This window comes from Streptomyces sp. AA4, from assembly GCF_000158875.1.
In the GTDB taxonomy this organism is placed as follows: Bacteria; Actinomycetota; Actinomycetes; order Mycobacteriales; family Pseudonocardiaceae; genus Amycolatopsis.
In genome coordinates, this window is the sequence record NZ_GG657746.1 from 3881578 (window position 1) to 3898843 (window position 17266).

Sequence of the window (17266 nt, forward strand, 5' to 3'; positions counted from 1 at the left end):
CTCCGCCGATCCCCGCCCGGCTGGAGCCGCTCCACGTCGACGGATGCCGGAACGGTCAGTAGCGTCGAAGAGGTGAATGCTGTTCCCGACGCTCTTCCCCGTACTGCCGGCGAGCTCCGCGCCGCCGGATACGCCCCGCGCCCGATCGCGCGCGAGATCCACGACAACCTGCTCGCCGCGCTGCGCGAGGGCCGTGACGCGTGGCCCGGCATCGTCGGCTTCTCCCGCACCGTGCTGCCCCAGCTCGAACGCGCCCTGCTCGCCGGCCACGACGTCGTCCTGCTCGGCGAACGCGGCCAGGGCAAGACCCGCCTGCTGCGCACCCTGGCCGGGCTCCTCGACGAGTGGACCCCGGTCATCGAGGGCTCCGAACTGGGCGAACACCCGCTCGACCCGATCACGCCCGCCTCGATCCGGCGCGCCGCCGAACTCGGCGACGACCTGCCGGTGGCCTGGCGGCACCGCAGCGAGCGCTACACGGAAAAGCTCGCCACGCCGGACACCAGCGTGGGCGACCTGATCGGCGACGTCGACCCGGTGAAGGTGGCCGAGGGCCGCAGCCTCGGCGACCCGGAGACCATCCACTTCGGACTCGTGCCGCGCGCGCACCGCGGCATCGTCGCGATCAACGAGCTGCCCGACCTCGCCGAGCGAATCCAGGTCGCACTGCTGAACGTGATGGAGGAACGGGACATCCAGGTCCGCGGCTACACGCTGCGGTTGCCGCTGGACGTCCTCCTCGTCGCGACCGCCAACCCCGAGGACTACACCAACCGCGGCCGGATCATCACGCCGCTGAAGGACCGCTTCGGCGCGGAAATCCGCACGCACTACCCGCTGGACGTGGAGTCCGAGGTCGCCGTCGTGCGCCAGGAGGCGAACCTCGTCGCGGAGGTCGGCGAGCCGCTGCTGGAGGTGCTGGCCCGGTTCGTGCGCAACCTGCGCGAATCGCCGGTGATCGACCAGCGTTCCGGCGTGTCCGCCCGGTTCGCGGTGGCGGCGGCGGAAACCGTCGCGGCGGCCGCGCTCCGCCGGGCCGCGGTGACGGGGGAGGACCCGGCGGTCGCGCGTCCGGTCGATCTCGAAGCCGTGCCCGCCGTGCTGCGCGGCAAGGTCGAGTTCGAACCCGGCGAGGAAGGCCGCGAGGTCGAGCACCTCGTGCACCTGATGCGCCGCGCGATCGCGGAAACCGCCCGCGAGCGGTTCGCCGGACTGGACCTGCGGCCGCTGTCCGACGCGGTGGCCGACGGCCACCTGGTCGCCACCGGCGAGCGCGTGCCCGGCACGGAAGTCCTTGCGGCGCTGCCGGAACTGCCCGTGCTGCACGAGGTCGCCCAGCGGGCCGGAGTGTCCGCGGACGAACCCGCGGGACGGATCGCGGCGGCCGTCGAACTTGCCCTGGAGTCGCTGTTCCTCGCCCGCAGGCTGGCGAAGGACTCCGACGGCGACACGACGGTGTACGGCGAATAATGCCGCTCTTACCGGAGGGATATTCCTACGGCCCGTGGCACGACGGGCCGGATCCGCTGGCCCCGCCCGCGGACCTGCGGGACGCGCTGGACGAGATCGGCCGCGAAGTGATGGGCGGCTCGTCCCCGCGGTCGGCGCTGGAGGAATTGCTGCGCCGCGGCACCGAACGCACCGCCGGTCTCGACGAGCTGACCCGCCGGCTGTGGCAGCGCCGCTCGCAGATCCAGCGGCGGCACCGGCTGGACGGCACGCTGCAGGAGGTCCAGCAGCTGCTGCAGGAAGCGCTCCAAGCCGAGCGCCGGGAGCTGTTCCCGGACCCCGACGACGAGGCCCGCTTCCGCGAAGCCCAGCTGGACGCGCTGCCGCCCGGCACCGCCGCGGCGGTCCGCGAGCTGAACGAGTACGACTGGCGTTCGGACGAAGCCCGGCAGAAGTACGAGCAGATCCGCGACCTGCTCGGCCGCGAGATGCTGGACGCGCGCTTCCAGGGCATGAAACAGGCGATGCAGAACGCCGGGCCCGAGGACGTCGAGCGGATCAACCAGATGCTCGGCGACCTCAACGCGCTGCTTTCCGCGCACGCCCAGGGCGCGAGCGACATCGACGAACGCTTCAGCGAGTTCATGCGGCGGCACGGCGAGTTCTTCCCGGAGAACCCGCAGAACGTCGACGAGCTGATCGACGTGCTGGCCGCCCGTTCCGCCGCCGCACAGCGGATGCTGAACTCGATGTCCGAGGAACAGCGGGCCGAATTGGCCGAGCTGGCGCAGCAGGCCTTCGGCGACCCGAGGCTGGCGCAGCAGCTGTCCGCTTTGGACTCCCAGCTGCGCGCGTTGCGGCCGGGGGAGGACTGGACGTCGTCCTCGCGCTTCCGCGGGCAAGACCCGCTGGGCCTCGGCGAAGGCGCACAGGCGATGGCCGATCTCGCGGAACTCGACGCGCTCGCCGAGCAGCTCGGCCAGTCGTACCCGGGTGCCCGCCTGGAGGACATCGATCTGGAGGCGCTGGAGCGCCAGCTCGGTCCGGACGCGGGCGTCGACGCGCGCCGGCTGTCCGAATTGGAACGAGAACTGCGTCAGCAGGGCCTGTTCGAACGCGCCGCGGACGGCACCTTGCGGTTGTCTCCCAAGGCATTGCGCCGTCTTGGCGAGACCGCACTGTCCGATGTGGTCAATTCGCTGCGCGGCAAAGCCGGGGAACGAGAGACCGAATCCGCGGGCGCGGCAGGTGAACCGACGGGTTCCAGCCGCCCCTGGCGATTCGGGGACATGCAGCCCTGGGACGTCCCGCGGACGGTGCGCAACGCCGTATTGCGCTCCACCGCGGTCGGCGCGGGGAGCGTTCGGCTCGATGTCGAGGATGTCGAGGTCATCGAGACCGAACACCGCTCCCGGGCCGCCGTCGCGCTGCTGGTCGACACGTCGTGGTCGATGGTCCAGGAGGGCCGCTGGCTGCCGATGAAACGCACCGCGCTGGCGCTGCACCAGCTGATCAGCACGAGGTTCCGCAACGACGCGCTGCAGCTGATCACCTTCGGCCGCTACGCGATGCCGGTGGAACTGCCGGAACTGGTGGGTCTGGAAGGCACCTGGGAACAAGGCACCAACGCCCACCACGCGCTGCTGCTGGCCGGACGGCACCTGCGCCGCCACCCGGACGCCCAGCCGGTGGTCCTCATGGTCACCGACGGCGAACCCACGGCCCACCTGGAACCCGACGGCGAGGCGGAATTCTCCTACCCGCCCGAACCGGCGACCATCTACAAGACACTGTCCGAAGTGGACAGGATTGCCAAACTGGGCGCGTCCGTGACCGTGTTCCGCCTCGGCGACGACCCGCGGCTGGAAGCCTTCGTGGACACCATCGCCCGCCGCTCCGGCGGCCGGGTCGTGGCCCCGGACCTGGACGGCCTGGGCGCGGCGGTAGTGGGGGATTACCTCCGCACGCGGCGCCGCTGACCCCTCGGCGAAGGTCCGTGGTCGAACACCTCGACGCGTCCTTCGTTCGTGCTCGCGCCGAACAGCCGTGTCCGCCAGGCTTGACCCTCACGCGGCGTGAGGCGTGATCGTGGTTCTCGCAAGGGCCGCACGGCCGAAGAACCGACAGGGGAGACCGATGGGCTACCGGGTGGGCGAGGTGGCGGCGCTGGCCGGCGTCACCGTGCGCACGCTGCACCACTACGACGAGATCGGGCTGCTGTCGCCGAGCGGGCGGACCGCGTCCGGCTACCGGCGCTACGAGCCCGCCGATCTCGACCGGCTGCACCGGATCCTGCTCTACCGGGAGCTCGGCTTTCCCCTGGAGACGATCGCGTCCGTGCTCGCGGATCCGGGAATCGGCGCCGACGCCCACCTGAAACGGCAGCGGGAGCTGCTGGTGGCGCAGGCGGACCGGATCGCGCACATGGTCGCGGCCGTCGATCGATTGCTGGAGGCGAGAGCCATGGGCAACGCGTTGACGCCCGAGGAGAAATTCGAAGTGTTCGGCGGGTTCCAGGCGCCGGACGGCTACTCGGAGGAGGTGGTCCGCCGGTGGGGCGGCTGCGCCGAGTGGCAGCGGACCGACCTGCCGGAGACCAAGGAGGAGTGGGCCGAGGCGGAGCGGCGGAGGAAGGACTGGGTGCGCCGGCTGCTCGCGCTGGTCGACGACGGCGCGCCCGCGGACAGCCCGGCGGCGGCCGAGCTCGCCGAGGAGCACCGGGCGATGCTGTCGGCGGTGATGGGGGAGTGCGGGTACGCGATGCAGCAGAAGATCGCCGACCTGTACGCCGACGAGCCCGCGCAGCTGGCGTTCCTCGTCCGGGAGGACGAGCAGCGGCCCGGCATCGGGGCGTACGTGCGGGACGTCGTGCGGGCGAACGCCGTCCGGCAGCGGGCCTGACCGCTCCGGTGGGAGGGACACCACAGCTGTCCCTCCCACCGGGTGGGATAACGGACGGACGTCACGCTTACAGTCGGAGGCATGCAGACTTGGTCATCCGTCGCCGTGCCCCGGCTGCCCGGCACGCCCCGCCCCCTCCGGCTCCACGACACCGCGACCGGGCAGGTCCGCCCGACGGCACCCGGCGCCGCCGCCCGGATGTACGTCTGCGGCATCACCCCCTACGACGCCACCCACCTCGGCCACGCCGCCACCTACCTCGCGTTCGACCTGGTCAACCGGATCTGGCGGGACAACGGGCACGAGGTGCACTACGTCCAGAACGTCACCGACATCGACGAGCCGCTGCTCGAGCGCGCGGAACGCGATTCGGACGACTGGATCGTGCTCGGCATGCGCGAAACGGCGCTGTTCCGCGAGGACATGGAGGCGCTGCGGGTGCTGCCGCCGCGCCAGTTCGTCGGCGCGGTCGAGGCGATCCCGGAGATCGTCGAGGTCATCGCGAAGCTGCTCGCCGACGGCAGCGCCTACCGCGCGGACGACGCCGAGTTCCCGGACGTCTACTTCGACCACAACGCGACCGGCCGGTTCGGCTACGAGTCGAGCTACGACGCCGAGACCATGGCTAAGTTCTTCGCCGAGCGCGGCGGCGACCCGGACCGTCCCGGCAAGCGGCACCCGCTGGACGCGCTGCTGTGGCGCGTCGCGCGCGAAGGCGAGCCGTCGTGGGAGTCGGAGCTGGGCGCCGGACGGCCGGGCTGGCACATCGAATGCAGCGCGATCGCGGTGAACCGCCTCGGGCTCGGGTTCGACGTCCAGGGCGGCGGTTCCGACCTGATCTTCCCGCACCACGAGTACAGCGCGGCGCACGCCGAGGCCGTCGCCGCCGATCACCCGTTCGCCCGGCACTACGTGCACGCCGGGATGATCGGGCTGGACGGCGAGAAGATGTCGAAGTCCCGCGGCAACCTGGTCTTCGTGTCGCGGCTGCGCGCCGACGGCGTCGACCCGGCGGCGATCCGGCTCGCGCTGTTCGCCGGGCACTACCGCGAGGACCGGGCGTGGACCGACCAGCTGCTGGTCGACGCGCAGGAGCGGCTGGCCCGCTGGCGCGAAGCGGTCGCGCTGCCCGCCGGACCGGACGCGGAGGACACCGTGGCCCGGCTGCGCGACCACCTCTCCGACGATTTGAACACGCCGAAGGCCCTCACCGCGATCGACGCGTGGGTCACGTCGGCGTTGCGCCGCGACGGCACCGATCAGGCCGCTCCGGGGCTGATCAAGGAGGCCGTGGACGCCTTGCTGGGCATCGTGCTCTGAGCCTTTCGGGAACGGGCAGTGGCCGGAAATCGCTCCGGCCACTGCCCGTTCTGCTAACTGTATAACGACCTATACATCCTGGCGTTGGCCGTCCGCCAGCGCCAGGTGGTCGCCTTCCCAGCGGCGGCGCAGCCACCGGTCATGCGAGGCAAGGACGACCGCGCCCGGCGCGCTGTCCAGCGCTTCGGACAGTTCCTCGGCCAGGCTGAGCGACAGGTGGTTGGTCGGCTCGTCCAGCAACAGCACGTCCGGCGGTTCCGCGAGCAGCACCGCCAGAGCCAACCGGCGACGCTGGCCCACCGAAAGCTCGCCGACCGGACGGTCGTGTTCCCTCGGCGGCAGCAGCCCGAGCGTGGACAGCGAAGGCGCCGCCTCGCCAGCGGAGGCGCGGTACACCTCCTGCGCGGTCCGCTTGGGCCGAGCGAACGTGACGTCCTGCTCCAGCAACCCGACCCGCACGCCGGGTCCGAAGTGGACAGTCCCGGCCGACGGGGTGAGCTGACCGGCGAGCACCGACAGCAGCGTGGATTTGCCCGCCCCGTTGCCGCCGGTCACGAGGAGCCGCGCGCTGCGGTCCACGTCCAGCTCGTCCAGTTGCACCCGGCCCGGCACCGCGATGCCGCGCACCGACACCGCCGGGCCTTCGCCGCTGGTGTCCGCGGTGAGCGGGGCCCGGAACCGCAGCGGCGCGGGAGGTTTGCGGACCTGCTCGCGCTCCAGCGTTTCGAGCTTGAGCTGCGCGTTGCGGACCCGGCGGGAAATCTGCTTCTGCACGCGACCGGTCTTGAAGTCGTAGAGCATCTTCGCGTTGTCGCGCGGCGCCCGGTTGTGCGCGACGCGGCGCGCGGTGCCGTGCACGGATTCCCGCAGCTGCTTGAGTTCCTCCTGTTCTTCGGTGAACCGCTGCTCCCACCGCGCTCGTTCGGCCTTTTTCTGGCCCAGGTAGTCGGTGTAGCTGCCGCCGTAGCGCGTCGCGCCGCCGACGCGGCGGTCCGCCGGAACCGGGTCCAGGTCCACGATGTCGGTGCAGACCGCGTCGAGGAACACGCGATCGTGCGAGGACAGCACGACGACGCCGGTCAGCTCCGCGAGATGGCGCTCGAGGAACTCCATGGCGTTGTCGTCGAGGTGGTTGGTCGGCTCGTCGAGCAGCATGATCCGCGGCCGCCGGACCAGCAGCGCGGCCAGTCCGAGCCGCGACCGCTGGCCGCCGGAGAGCGTGTGCAGCCGCCGGTCGTGCCGGATGTCGCCGAGCCCGAGACCGGCGAGGACGAGATCGGCGCGCCGGTCCGCGTCCCACAGGTCGTGGGCCTGCGCCCATTCGAGGACGTGGCCGTACTCGCTGAGCACCTCCGGATCGTCGGGACGTTCGGCGAGCACGGCGGCGAGCTTGTCGAGCGTCGCCGCGGCGGTGCGGATCTCGGCGAGCGCCTCGTCGAGGACGTCGGAAACCCTCGCGGTGCCGGCGAACGGCAGTTCCTGGAAGAGAAAGCCGAGGTCGCCGTGCCGCACGACGTCGCCGGCGCGCGGGACTTCCAGCCCGGCGAGCAGCCGGAGCAGGGTGGATTTCCCGACCCCGTTTTCGCCGACGAGACCGATCCGCCTTCCGGGCGACGCGACGAGCGAAACGCCGTTGAGGACGGTGCGGGCGCCGTAGCCGAAAACGAGGTCGGAGGCGTGCAGGACAGTAGACATGAGTGAACACCGGGCCTTTGCGGTGGAAGCGAAATCCCCGACGGGCAACGCGCGGCTTCCCGGGAGCAGGGCTCGACCGGGAGCGGCCTCGATGCGGGGAGGGCTCGGTTCAGCTGTCCATGATGGCGGAGAGCATAACGCGGAGGGCGTCTCGCCGGGCAAATGGTTTTTCGCGGAGTTCGCGCGCGGTGGCGCTAGCGTTGCCGAAGTTCAGGCAACTGGTTCATCGACTGAGGGGCTCCGACGTGGCTGAAATCGTGCTGTACCACCACATTCAGGGATTGACCGACGGAGTCCGGAGCGTGGCCGACGAGCTGCGCCGGGCCGGGCACACGGTGCACACGCCCGATCTGTTTGAAGGGCGGACGTTCGGCAGCATCGAGGACGGCTTCGCCTTCGCGCGCAAGGCAGGCTTCGAGCAACTGCGCGAGCGCGGCGTCGCCGAGGCCGAGGCGCTGGGGGAGCACCTCGTGTATGCCGGTTTCTCCTTCGGCGTCACCATCGCGCAGCGGCTCGCGCAGACTCGCCCCGGTGCGCGCGGCGCGCTGCTCATCGACTCCTGCCTTCCGGTCAAGGAGTTCGGACCGGCCTGGCCGGACGGGGTCCCGGTCCAGATCCACGGCAAGGAGCACGACGAGTTCTTCGAGGAGGACCTGCCCGCCGCGCGCGAGCTCGTCGGTTCCGCCGCGAACGCGGAGCTGTTCGTCTATCCCGGCGACCAGCACCTCTTCGCCGACTCCTCCCTGCCCGCCTACGACCCCGAGGCGGCTGGCGTGCTCCTGGAGCGCGCACGGTCCTTCCTGGCCGCGCGGTAACCGGGCCGGCTTGACGCGGGGGCAGCGGCCTGCAACTCTGAAAGAACAGTTTCGAAAGAAACCCTTCAGAGTTGGGACGGCCGATGACCGAACTGCCCCCGCGCAAGCGGGTCGACGACGTCGAGCTGCTGCGGGCCCTCGCACACCCGTTGCGGTCGGCGCTGGTGCACCACCTGATGGCCGTCGGCCCGTCGACCGCGAGCGAGTGCGCGGACGCGGTCGGCTCGACGGCGTCGAACTGCAGCTGGCATCTGCGCAAGCTGGCGGAACACGGCCTGGTGGAGCGGGCCGAGGGCGGCGACGGGCGGGAACGGCCGTGGCGGGCCTGCCAGGTCGGCCTCGTGCTGGGCGGCTCAGGCGACGACCCGGCGCTCGCGGCGGCACAGCTGGCGGTCACCGGCACCGAGCTGGCCGAGGAGCAGGAGCTGACCCAGCGGTACCTCGACACGATCGAGCAGCTGGACGAGGACTGGCGCGAGGCAGGCGGCTTCTTCTCCTACGGATTGAACGCGACCCCGGAGGAAGTCAACGCACTCACCAAGGCGATCGACGACCTGGTCCGGCCCTACGTGAGCACGATCCGCGAGGACGCGCCCGCCGACGCCCGCGCGGTCTTCCTCGGGATGCGGGCTTTCCGCCGGATCGGGCACGACGGGAAACCGGCATGAGACGGCTGCTCGCCGCACCGGGATTCGCCCGGCTCTGGGTCTCCGCGTTCTTCGGCGAGACCGCCGAATGGATGCTGCAGGTCGCGCTGCCGGTGTACCTGTTCGTCCGCACCGGATCGGCGGTCACGACCGCGTTGAGCATCGTGCTCGGCCTGCTGCCCGCGGTGCTGCTGAGCCCGGTCGCGGGGATCGTCGCCGACCGGTGGGACCGCCGGGTCGTGCTGGCGGTGGTGTGCGTCGGGCAGGCGGTGGTGGTGCTGCCGTTGCTGGCCAGCTCCGAGTTGCCGGTCGCGGCGGTCTACGCGGTGATGGCGGCGCAAGCCGGGCTGGCGTCGGTGTTCGAACCGGCGCGCAGCGCGTTGGTGCCCGAGCTGGTCGGTGTCGAGGACGTCACCCCGGCGAACGGGCTGATGAGCGTGAACAGCAGCGTCGCGCGGCTCGCGGGCGGCTGGGCCGGGGGAGCGCTGCTGGGCTGGGGCGGGCTGGACCGCGTGATCGTCGGGTACCTGGTCGCGCTCGCCGCGGCGGGGATGCTGCTCGCGTTCCCGTTCCGCCGGGCAGCGGTCCGCAAGACCGCGCCCGAGCAGGCGGATTGGCTCGCGGGCGTCCGCGATCTGACGGGCAAGCGGCTCCGGGCGACGAGTGTGTCAGCGCTATTGACCTCGCTCGCGCAAGGCATGTTCCTGGTGCTGTTCGTGGTGTTTGTGCTGGACATCCTGCGGGGCAGCGAGGCCGACGCCGGGCTGTTGCGCGGCGTGCAGGCGATCGGCGGGCTGGCGGCCGGGTTCGCGGTGGCGACGCTGGCGCGCCGGGTCGCGCCGGTGCTGCTGCAGGGCTGGGGCCTGGTCGCCGCGGGGCTGATGTCGGTAGCCATCTGGAACCTGCCGGGCGCCACGACGGTGCTCGGGGTCTACGTCGGGCTGTTCATGGCCGTCGGCGCGCCCGCCGTGGTCGCCGGAGCCGGGCTGTTGTCGCACGTACAGGCGGAGACCGGCCCGGACCGGGCGGGACGGGTGCTGAGCACGGTGTACGCGCTGATGGCGGCGGGGACGGCGGCCGGTTCGCTGCTGGCCGGCGCGCTCGTCGCGGTGACCGGGCCGACAGTGCTGCTGAACGTGCAGGCTGGCCTCCACGTGTGCGCCGGACTGGTCGTTCTGGGGTGGGGGAATGGGCGGTTCCGGCGCTTCCGGGCGCGGAAAGTCGTTACGGTGGAGGAGTGCCGTCTCTCTTCGCCACCAGCGACCTCCACGTGACCCACGAGGGCAACGGCCCGATCGTCGACGAGGTCGTGCCCGACGATCCCGGCGACTGGCTGCTCGTCGCCGGCGACGTCGCCGAGTCCGCCAAGGTCATCCGGGAGACGCTCGCGCGGCTGCGCGAACGGTTCGCGAAGGTCGTGTGGGTCCCGGGCAACCACGAGCTGTGGACCACGCCGAACGACGAATGCCAGCTGCGCGGCCAGGCGCGCTACGAGTTCCTGGTGGAGCAGTGTCGCGAGATCGGCGTGCTCACGCCCGAGGACGAGTTCCCGGTGTGGGACTTCGGCCCGGAGCCGCTGACCGTCGCGCCGCTGTTCGTGTTCTACGACTACAGCTGGCGCACCCCGGCGACCGAGGGCAAGACCCGCGAAGAGGCGCTCGCGCACGCCCGCGAGATCGGCGTGGTGTGCACCGACGAGTACTACCTGCACCCGGACCCGTACGAATCGCGCGCGGCCTGGTGCGAGCAGCGCTTGAAGGTCAGCCGCGACCGGCTGGACGCCATCCCGGCCGACCGCCGCACCATCCTGATGTCGCACTGGCCGCTGCACCGGCACCCGACGAACCCGTTGTACTACCCCGATTTCGCGCTCTGGTGCGGCACCACGCAGACCGAGGACTGGCACCTGCGCTACCGGGCCGAGCTGGCCGTGTACGGGCACCTGCACATCCCGCGCACGACGTCCGCCGACGGCGTGCGGTTCGAGGAGGTTTCGCTCGGCTATCCGCGGGAGTGGCGGAAGCGGGCGCGCGGCGCGGTCCCGGTGCGGAAGCTGCTCACCGCCTGAGCGCGACCGGGCAGCCCGGTCGCGCCCTTCGGCGGATCAGTCGAACGAGAGCTGGCAGGCGGTCGCCGCGACCTGTGCCGGAACGTAGGCGCGGCGCAGGACCCAGTAGCACTCCTCGAACGAGCCGGCATCGCACGCGTCGTGCGCGAGCCAGGGCTCGACGTTGTATTCGCCCACCGCGTAGTCCATGCAGGCGCCGAAATCATTCGCCGTCACCGGTGCCGCTGACGCTGTCGCCGCCGACGCGGTGATCGCGCCCGCCGCGAGCACCGCCGCCGCTAGTGCCTTGCCGAACATTCCCGTACCTCCTGGTCCGCGCGAGGTCGCTCGCGCAGGACCAGTCAACGAGACGGGCTCGGGAGGGCACCAGGGCAGCGCGGCGCGATCAGTCAACGGCGCAGGCGCCGTCATCCCGCCGGGCGGCCCGAATGACTGTTCGTAGTTCGGCGATCACGCTGCGTTCCCCCTCTTGCGCAAGGGGAGCACCCGGTCCCGAGGCGGGTCAGCGGAGGCCGAACCCGCCGTCCTGCCCGGGACGGCGCCGCCGCAGGTAGCGCTCGAACTCGGCGGCGATCTTGTCGCCGGAGACCTCTTCCATGGTGAAATCGGTCTCGGCGTCGCCGCGTTCCTCGAGGCCGCGCACGTACTCGCTGATTTCCTCGTCCTCGTCGGCCATCTCGCTGACCGTCTGCTGCCACTCCTCGGCCTGCTCCGGCAGCGCGCCCAGCGGGATCTCGACGTCGAGCACGTCCTCCAGCTTGTGCAGCAGCGCCAGCGTCGCCTTCGGGGACGGCGGGTGCGAGACGTAGTGCGGCACCGCGGCCCAGATGGACACCGCCGGGATGCCCGCCTGCACGCAGTAGTCCTGCAGGATCCCGACGATCCCGGTCGGGCCCTGGTAGTTGCTCACCTCGAGCCGGTACTTGCTCGCGGTGTCCTTGTCGTAGGCCGTCCCGGTGACCGGGACGGGCCGGGTGTGCGCGGTGTCGGCCAGCAGGGCGCCGAGCGCGACCACCATCGCCACGTCCAGTTCCTGGACGTGCTCCACGATCTCCGCGCAGAACTTCCGCCAGCGCATGTTCGGCTCCGGGCCCTGCACCAGCACCAGGTCGCGGTCGAAGCCCTCGGGGCGGCACACCGACAGCCGCGTGGTCGGCCATTCGACCCGCCGGGTGATGCCGTCGACCATCTTCACGGTGGGGCGGCTGACCTGGAAATCGTAGTAGTCGTCCGGCTCGATCTCGGCCAGCGGCGTCGCGTCCCAGGTGAGCTGGAGGTGTTCGATCGCCTGGCTGGCCGCGTCGCCTGCGTCATTCCAGCCTTCGAAGGCGAGGATCATGATCGGGCGTTGGGCATCGGCGCGGTCCTGCTCCGGGTCGCCGGGCCGCGGGGTGTCGTCGACAGGCTCACTCACCTGACCAGCCTACGGCCTTGGCCACCTACGCTGCGCAGCGTGTCCGCCCCCGCGTGTCACAGGCCGGGTGTGGCCCCGCTCACGGCGGTCCGCGTGGGACGCTGGGGAGGAGCGCGCCCGGCCGGGGCGCGGCACCGGACAAGGAGAAACTGTGACTGCACCGTCCTCTTCGGACGGACTGGCGGCTGTCCTCTGGGACATGGACGGCACCCTCGTCGATTCCGAGAAAACTGTGGGACGTCGCGCTGTACGAGGCCGCCGAGGCGCTCGGCGGCACGCTTTCGGAGGAAGTCCGGATGACGCTCGTGGGGTCCAACATGGACGCCACCGCCACCGTGCTGCTGGAGCAGACCGGCCGCCCGGTCACGCCGGAAGCGGTCGCGGAAACGGGGGAGTGGATCCGCCGCCGCACCGCCGGGCTGTTCGACGACGCGCTGCCCTGGCGTCCGGGCGCGCGCGAGGCGCTGGCCGCGGTCCGCGCGGCCGGGCTCAAGTCCGCGCTGGTCACCTCCACCGAACGGGCGCTGACCGAACTCGCGCTCGACACGATCGGGCGGGATTTCTTCGACGTCACGGTCTGCGGCGACGAGGTCGACGGCCAGAACAAACCTCTCCCGCGCCCGTACCTGAAGGCCGCCGAGCTGCTCGGCGTCGCGCCGGAGCGGTGCGTCGCGGTCGAGGACTCGCCGCCGGGCGCGGAGTCGGCGGAAAGCGCTGGTTGCACGGTGCTCGTCGTGCCCAACGACGTCGCCGTCCCGGACGGTCCGCGCCGGGTGTTCCGCACGTCGCTGGCCGGTGTCGGCGTGCCCGAGCTGGCCGCGCTGCTGCCGTCGCTGTGACCTCGGCGGCTTCCGGGTCACCCGGAGCGGCGCGGACGAGCGCGGGATGAAAGGATTCGGCCCCGTGAAGACCTTCGATGAGCTGTTCGCGGAGCTTGCCGAGCGCGCGCGTACCCGTCCCGACGGGTCCGGCACCGTCGCCGCACTGGACGCCGGAGTGCACGCCCAGGGCAAGAAGGTGCTCGAAGAGGCGGGCGAGGTGTGGATCGCCGCCGAGCATGAATCCGACGAGCGGCTGTCGGAGGAGATCTCGCAACTGCTGTACCGGGTGCAGGTGCTCATGCTCGGCCGGGGAATCTCGACCGAGGACGTGTACCGCTACCTGTGACGCGCTCGCGCACCGGAGACCGAGGAGAGACCGAAATGCTGCGTGTTGCCGTGCCGAACAAGGGAGCCCTCGCCGCCGCGTCGGCGGAGATGCTTTCCGAGGCGGGCTACCGCAAGCGACATGACGGCAAGGACCTGACCGTGCTCGACCCGGTCAACGAGGTCGAGTTCTTCTTCCTCCGCCCCAAGGACATCGCCATCTACGTCGGTTCCGGCGAGCTGGACCTCGGCATCACCGGGCGCGACCTCGCGCTCGATTCCGGGGCCCCGGTCGACGAGGTGCTCGCGCTCGGGTTCGGCGCGTCGACGTTCCGGTACGCCGCCCCCGCCGGACGGGACTGGAAACCGGCCGACCTGCAGGGAAAACGGCTCGCGACGTCGTACCCGCGGCTGGTCCGCGACGACCTCGCGCGGCACGGCGTCGAGGCGGAGGTGATCCGGCTCGACGGCGCGGTGGAGATCTCGATCCAGCTCGGCGTCGCGGACGCGATCGCGGACGTCGTCGAGTCCGGGCGGTCGCTGCGGCAGCACAATCTCGTCGCGTTCGGCGAGCCGATCTGCGCTTCCGAAGCGGTGCTGCTGCAGCGCGCCGGCAGCGAAGGCTCGCGGGCCAAGTCGCAGCTGGCGGCTCGGCTGCAGGGCGTGGTTTTCGCGCAGCACTACATGATGCTCGACTACGACTGCCCGCGGGACATCCTCGAGCAGGCCATTTCGATCACGCCGGGCCTGGAGTCGCCGACGGTGGCGCCGCTGGCGGACGAGAAGTGGGTCGCGGTCCGGGCGATGGTGCCGCGCAAGGAAGTCAACCGGATCATGGACGAACTGGCCGAAACCGGCGCGAAAGCCGTGCTGGCCTCCGACATTCGGTCTTGCCGGTTGTAGGGAACTGCTTGCGCAGAGGGCGTCTTCTCTTCGGAGGGGACGCCCTCTGTCGCATGTGGACGGTGCTCAGCGCGGGCGGTTCGGCCGCTTCGGCATCAGGTCGTACAGCTTCTTGCGCGCGCCGTTGTCGTTGACGTTGCGGGCGACCGCGACCTCGGAGATGAAGTCCTCGAAGACGAACTCGTCGTCCGCCGGAACCTCCGTGGGGCCGGGGTTCTGCGCCAGGTACCCGTCCAAGGTCTCGGCGATTTCCCGGAACGACACCGCCTGGATGGTTTCCGGCGCGAAGGTGGTGACCGGGACGCCGTGCGCGGCCGCCTCGTTCATCACGACGCCGAGCGGGATGTGCGACAGCATGGGGACGCCGAAGGAGTACATCTCCTGCAGCGCGGCCGCGGCGTAGTGCGAGATCGGGCGGCGGTACAGGCCGGGCACGATGCCGAACCAGGCGATGGGGTTGCGGCCGGTGGTCTGCTCGACGTAGCGGACCTGCTCCGACAGCAGGCGCAGCGCCCGGATGCTCGTCTTGTCCGGCTGGACCGGCACCAGGATGCCGTGCGACGCGGCGAGCGCGTTGTTCGTCAGCACGTCCTGGGCCGGCGGGCAGTCGATGATCACGTGGTCGTAGTGCGCGAACTGGATCACGCGCGCCAGCTGCCAGCCGGGCACCCGGAACTGGTCCAGCCTGCGGATCAGGTCGAACATGCCCGGCGACGTCGGGATCACGTCGAACGCTCCGCCGCGGCCCAGGTTGCTGCGCGGATGCGGGACGGCCAGCTGCTCGATCGGGCCCTTCCACAGCTTGGTCAGCGCCTTCGCCAGGCTGGGCGCGTCGGCGGGGACCTCGTCCATGCCGAGCATCTCGGTCGTCGCGTGCCCCTGCGGGTCGAGGTCGACGAGCAGGACCCGCCTGCCGCGTTCGGCGAGGGCCGCCGCCGCGCCCACGCTCAGCGAGGTTTTGCCCACCCCGCCCTTCTGGTTGACCACCGAGGTGATCTGCATGCCGGAGCGCTCCCTTGTCGGTCGTTCCGCGAAGGCTATCGGACTTGCCCGCCGCGGCGCGCTCATCCGCCCCCGGCCTGTCGCGGACGCACCAGCAAAGCCTGCGCTCCGGTGCCGACCGGACCGGAACGATCGTGCAGCGTGCTCGTCGCGGTCCCGATCCCGTGCGCCCCGACCAGCGTGACCGCGTCGAGCCCGATCCACTCGCCCTCGGGGAGCCGGCGCAGGTGCACGGTCAGCTCGGAGTTGATGAACCACCAGTCCGCAGCCGGCAGGAAATGCGACACGCCGTTGCCGGAGTCGGCGATGGCGAACAGCCGCTGCAGGCCGGTCGGCTCCTCGCCGTCGACCAGCGGATACCGCTGCCGCGCCCACACCGCGGCCGGGCCCGGCCCGTTGATCGCGCCGCGAACCGAACGCCACTCGATCGCGTGCAGGTAGCCGCCCAGCCAGTCGTCCGGGAAGGCCGCTTCGCTGCCCGCCTCGGCCGCGGGCAGCAGCGGACCGCCGTCCGTGGCGATGTCGGTGGTGTCGGACGTCGCGATCCGCCATCCGGACGCCCGCGCGACCGTCCGGCCGTTCGCCGCCAGCTCGGACTGGACCAATTCGACCGTCCGCCCCGGCCGTTCGATCCACGACCGCTGCTCCAGCTCGCCCACCGGAGCCGGGCCGAGGATCTCGACGGTGACCCGGGCCAGCTGCGCCGGATGCCGCGATTCCAGCCGCTCGAGCCCGCGCACGAGCAGCGCCGACGGCGGCCCGAAATGCTGTGCTCCGGGACTCCACGGACCGGTGGTGTGCTCAGTCGCCTCGTACCGCTCGCCGCCCAGCGGGAGGAAGAACGCGTCGCCCATCAGTCGGCCCGGTCCAATACCGTCTCCTCGCCCGGATCCGGCTCGGGCCAGCCCGGATACTCCGGCGGCGTCCCGCCGAACTCGGGGCAGTGCGCCTGGTGATCGCACCACGAGCACAGCTTGCCCTTGTTCGGCCGGAAATCGCCGGTCTTGCCCGCCTTCAGGATCGCCTGCCAGATCGCCTCCAGCGTGCGCTCGAACCGGACCAGCTCCGCCTCGTCCGGCGTGTACGCCAGCGACTGGCCGTCGGTCAGGTACATCAGCTTCAGCTGCCGCGGGACGACCCCGCGCAGGCGCCACAGCACCAGCGCGTAGAACTTCATCTGGAAGAGTGCTTTGGCCTCGCCGATTTCGCGCGGAGCCGCGCCGGTTTTGTAGTCCACGACCCGGATTTCGCCGGTCGGCGCGACATCCACCCGGTCGATGTACCCGCGCAGCAGCACGCCCGAGCCCAGCTCGATCTCGACGTGCAGCTCGCACGCCTCCGGCTCCAGCCGGCGCGGATCTTCCAGCTCGAAATACGAATCCAGCAGCTTTTCGGCCGAGGCCAGCCACTTGTCGGTCTCCCCGGGTTCGCCGTCCGCGAACAGCTCCGTCCACTCCGGACTCTCGGCGGACAGCTCCGTCCACGTCGGCGCCAGCAGCTCTTTCGCCCGGGGAGCGACCCGTTCGGCGGCGGGCAGCGCGAAAAGCCGCTCCAGAACCGCGTGGACGAGCGTGCCGCGCAGCTGCGCCCGGGTGGGCACCTCCGGCAGCCGGTCGACCGCGCGGAACCGGTAGAGCAGCGGGCACTGCTTGAAGTCGCTCGCCCGGGACGGCGACAACGCGGGCCGCCTCCGGGCAGGCGCGTCGGCCCCGGGAGGGGTGGTGACCGTTGCGGTGTCGGACATGGGGCAGAGCGTAACGCCGGGGTACGACAATTGTGTTTGCCCCGGCTCAGCCGGGGCGTGCGGGATCGCCTTCAAGCCGACGTTTGGGCCTGTCGTCGCGGTCACCGGCGCGCGGCTGCCGATCCGCGCTGGCGGACGGGCCGCCGCGGTCGGTGCGCCGATC

The 17266-nt window shown here is 71.4% G+C and carries 17 protein-coding genes; 11 read left to right on the top strand and 6 right to left on the bottom strand.

What is annotated here, in order from left to right; all coding sequences use genetic code 11:
• Window positions 1-72 precede the first annotated feature (72 nt).
• The 4 genes from SSMG_RS17870 (at window position 73) to mshC (ending at window position 5670) form a co-directional block, all read left to right on the top strand.
• The gene (locus SSMG_RS17870; RefSeq protein ID WP_009078116.1) at window positions 73-1470 is read left to right on the top strand and encodes an ATP-binding protein; all 1398 of its coding nucleotides are present in this window, start codon (window positions 73-75) and stop codon (window positions 1468-1470) included.
• Window positions 1470-3428, top strand: a complete 1959-nt coding sequence (locus SSMG_RS17875; protein ID WP_009078117.1) for a VWA domain-containing protein — start codon at window positions 1470-1472, stop codon at window positions 3426-3428. The genes SSMG_RS17870 and SSMG_RS17875 overlap by 1 nt, the downstream gene beginning before the upstream one ends.
• 157 nt (window positions 3429-3585) lie before the next feature.
• The gene (locus SSMG_RS17880; protein ID WP_009078118.1) at window positions 3586-4350 is read left to right on the top strand and encodes a MerR family transcriptional regulator; all 765 of its coding nucleotides are present in this window, start codon (window positions 3586-3588) and stop codon (window positions 4348-4350) included.
• Window positions 4351-4431: 81 nt separating this feature from the next.
• Window positions 4432-5670: a cysteine--1-D-myo-inosityl 2-amino-2-deoxy-alpha-D-glucopyranoside ligase gene (gene mshC / locus SSMG_RS17885; RefSeq protein WP_009078121.1), complete on the top strand. Its 1239-nt coding sequence runs from the start codon at window positions 4432-4434 to the stop codon at window positions 5668-5670.
• Window positions 5671-5739: 69 nt separating this feature from the next.
• Here the strand turns inward: mshC and SSMG_RS17890 are convergent, their stop codons facing one another.
• Window positions 5740-7365, bottom strand: coding sequence for an ABC-F family ATP-binding cassette domain-containing protein (locus tag SSMG_RS17890; protein WP_009078122.1), 1626 nt, complete (start codon window positions 7363-7365; stop codon window positions 5740-5742).
• Between the two features lie 245 nt (window positions 7366-7610).
• Between SSMG_RS17890 and SSMG_RS17895 the strand changes: the two genes are divergently transcribed.
• The 4 genes from SSMG_RS17895 (at window position 7611) to SSMG_RS17910 (ending at window position 10895) form a co-directional block, all read left to right on the top strand.
• On the top strand, window positions 7611-8180 hold the full coding sequence (locus SSMG_RS17895) for a dienelactone hydrolase family protein (protein ID WP_037714056.1): 570 nt from the start codon (window positions 7611-7613) through the stop codon (window positions 8178-8180).
• An 83-nt stretch (window positions 8181-8263) separates the two neighbouring features.
• Complete coding sequence (locus tag SSMG_RS17900; RefSeq protein ID WP_009078124.1) at window positions 8264-8848, top strand: helix-turn-helix transcriptional regulator; 585 nt, start codon at window positions 8264-8266, stop codon at window positions 8846-8848.
• Window positions 8845-10101 (top strand): MFS transporter, encoded by a 1257-nt coding sequence (locus SSMG_RS17905; RefSeq protein ID WP_009078125.1) that lies wholly within the window; start codon window positions 8845-8847, stop codon window positions 10099-10101. Before SSMG_RS17900 ends, SSMG_RS17905 begins: the two co-directional genes overlap by 4 nt.
• Window positions 10065-10895 (top strand): metallophosphoesterase, encoded by an 831-nt coding sequence (locus SSMG_RS17910; RefSeq protein WP_037714058.1) that lies wholly within the window; start codon window positions 10065-10067, stop codon window positions 10893-10895. The genes SSMG_RS17905 and SSMG_RS17910 overlap by 37 nt, the downstream gene beginning before the upstream one ends.
• A 36-nt stretch (window positions 10896-10931) precedes the next feature.
• Here SSMG_RS17910 and SSMG_RS17915 read toward each other — a convergent pair whose 3' ends face one another.
• Window positions 10932-11192, bottom strand: coding sequence for a hypothetical protein (locus tag SSMG_RS17915; RefSeq protein ID WP_009078129.1), 261 nt, complete (start codon window positions 11190-11192; stop codon window positions 10932-10934).
• Window positions 11193-11397: 205 nt separating this feature from the next.
• Entirely contained in the window at window positions 11398-12309 is a 912-nt protein-coding gene (locus SSMG_RS17920; RefSeq protein ID WP_009078130.1) for a PAC2 family protein, read from the bottom strand.
• 218 nt (window positions 12310-12527) lie between these two features.
• On the opposite strand from SSMG_RS17920, the gene SSMG_RS17925 reads away from it, so the two are divergent.
• The 3 genes from SSMG_RS17925 to hisG are packed head-to-tail and all read left to right on the top strand — an operon-like array spanning window position 12528 to window position 14357.
• A complete protein-coding gene (locus tag SSMG_RS17925) occupies window positions 12528-13148 on the top strand; it encodes an HAD family phosphatase (RefSeq protein WP_286157052.1) in 621 nt (206 codons plus the stop codon).
• 46 nt (window positions 13149-13194) lie between these two features.
• On the top strand, window positions 13195-13476 hold the full coding sequence (locus SSMG_RS17930; RefSeq protein ID WP_286156962.1) for a phosphoribosyl-ATP diphosphatase: 282 nt from the start codon (window positions 13195-13197) through the stop codon (window positions 13474-13476).
• Window positions 13477-13511: 35 nt separating this feature from the next.
• Entirely contained in the window at window positions 13512-14357 is an 846-nt protein-coding gene (gene hisG, locus SSMG_RS17935) for an ATP phosphoribosyltransferase (RefSeq protein WP_009078133.1), read from the top strand.
• A 66-nt stretch (window positions 14358-14423) separates the two neighbouring features.
• On the opposite strand, the gene SSMG_RS17940 is transcribed toward hisG, so the two are convergent.
• The 3 genes from SSMG_RS17940 to SSMG_RS17950 form a co-directional block, all read right to left on the bottom strand.
• Window positions 14424-15359: a ParA family protein gene (locus tag SSMG_RS17940; RefSeq protein ID WP_037714061.1), complete on the bottom strand. Its 936-nt coding sequence runs from the start codon at window positions 15357-15359 to the stop codon at window positions 14424-14426.
• A gap of 62 nt (window positions 15360-15421) precedes the next feature.
• Window positions 15422-16213 (bottom strand): thioesterase family protein, encoded by a 792-nt coding sequence (locus tag SSMG_RS17945; RefSeq protein ID WP_009078136.1) that lies wholly within the window; start codon window positions 16211-16213, stop codon window positions 15422-15424.
• The gene (locus SSMG_RS17950; RefSeq protein WP_009078138.1) at window positions 16213-17103 is read right to left on the bottom strand and encodes a RecB family exonuclease; all 891 of its coding nucleotides are present in this window, start codon (window positions 17101-17103) and stop codon (window positions 16213-16215) included. The genes SSMG_RS17945 and SSMG_RS17950 overlap by 1 nt, the downstream gene beginning before the upstream one ends.
• Between the last annotated feature and the right edge of the window lie 163 nt (window positions 17104-17266).

What these genes read in the sequence shown, in the direction of transcription:
- SSMG_RS17875 (WP_009078117.1), top strand. Translation starts at nt 1,470, where the DNA reads ATGCCGCTCTTACCGGAGGGATATTCCTACGGCCCGTGGCACGACGGG.
- SSMG_RS17880 (WP_009078118.1), top strand. Translation starts at nt 3,586, where the DNA reads ATGGGCTACCGGGTGGGCGAGGTGGCGGCGCTGGCCGGCGTCACCGTG.
- mshC (WP_009078121.1), top strand. Translation starts at nt 4,432, where the DNA reads ATGCAGACTTGGTCATCCGTCGCCGTGCCCCGGCTGCCCGGCACGCCC.
- SSMG_RS17890 (WP_009078122.1), bottom strand. Translation starts at nt 7,365, where the DNA reads ATGTCTACTGTCCTGCACGCCTCCGACCTCGTTTTCGGCTACGGCGCC.
- SSMG_RS17900 (WP_009078124.1), top strand. Translation starts at nt 8,264, where the DNA reads ATGACCGAACTGCCCCCGCGCAAGCGGGTCGACGACGTCGAGCTGCTG.
- SSMG_RS17905 (WP_009078125.1), top strand. Translation starts at nt 8,845, where the DNA reads ATGAGACGGCTGCTCGCCGCACCGGGATTCGCCCGGCTCTGGGTCTCC.
- SSMG_RS17915 (WP_009078129.1), bottom strand. Translation starts at nt 11,192, where the DNA reads ATGTTCGGCAAGGCACTAGCGGCGGCGGTGCTCGCGGCGGGCGCGATC.
- SSMG_RS17930 (WP_286156962.1), top strand. Translation starts at nt 13,195, where the DNA reads ATGAAAGGATTCGGCCCCGTGAAGACCTTCGATGAGCTGTTCGCGGAG.
- hisG (WP_009078133.1), top strand. Translation starts at nt 13,512, where the DNA reads ATGCTGCGTGTTGCCGTGCCGAACAAGGGAGCCCTCGCCGCCGCGTCG.
- SSMG_RS17940 (WP_037714061.1), bottom strand. Translation starts at nt 15,359, where the DNA reads ATGCAGATCACCTCGGTGGTCAACCAGAAGGGCGGGGTGGGCAAAACC.
- SSMG_RS17945 (WP_009078136.1), bottom strand. Translation starts at nt 16,213, where the DNA reads ATGGGCGACGCGTTCTTCCTCCCGCTGGGCGGCGAGCGGTACGAGGCG.
- SSMG_RS17950 (WP_009078138.1), bottom strand. Translation starts at nt 17,103, where the DNA reads ATGTCCGACACCGCAACGGTCACCACCCCTCCCGGGGCCGACGCGCCT.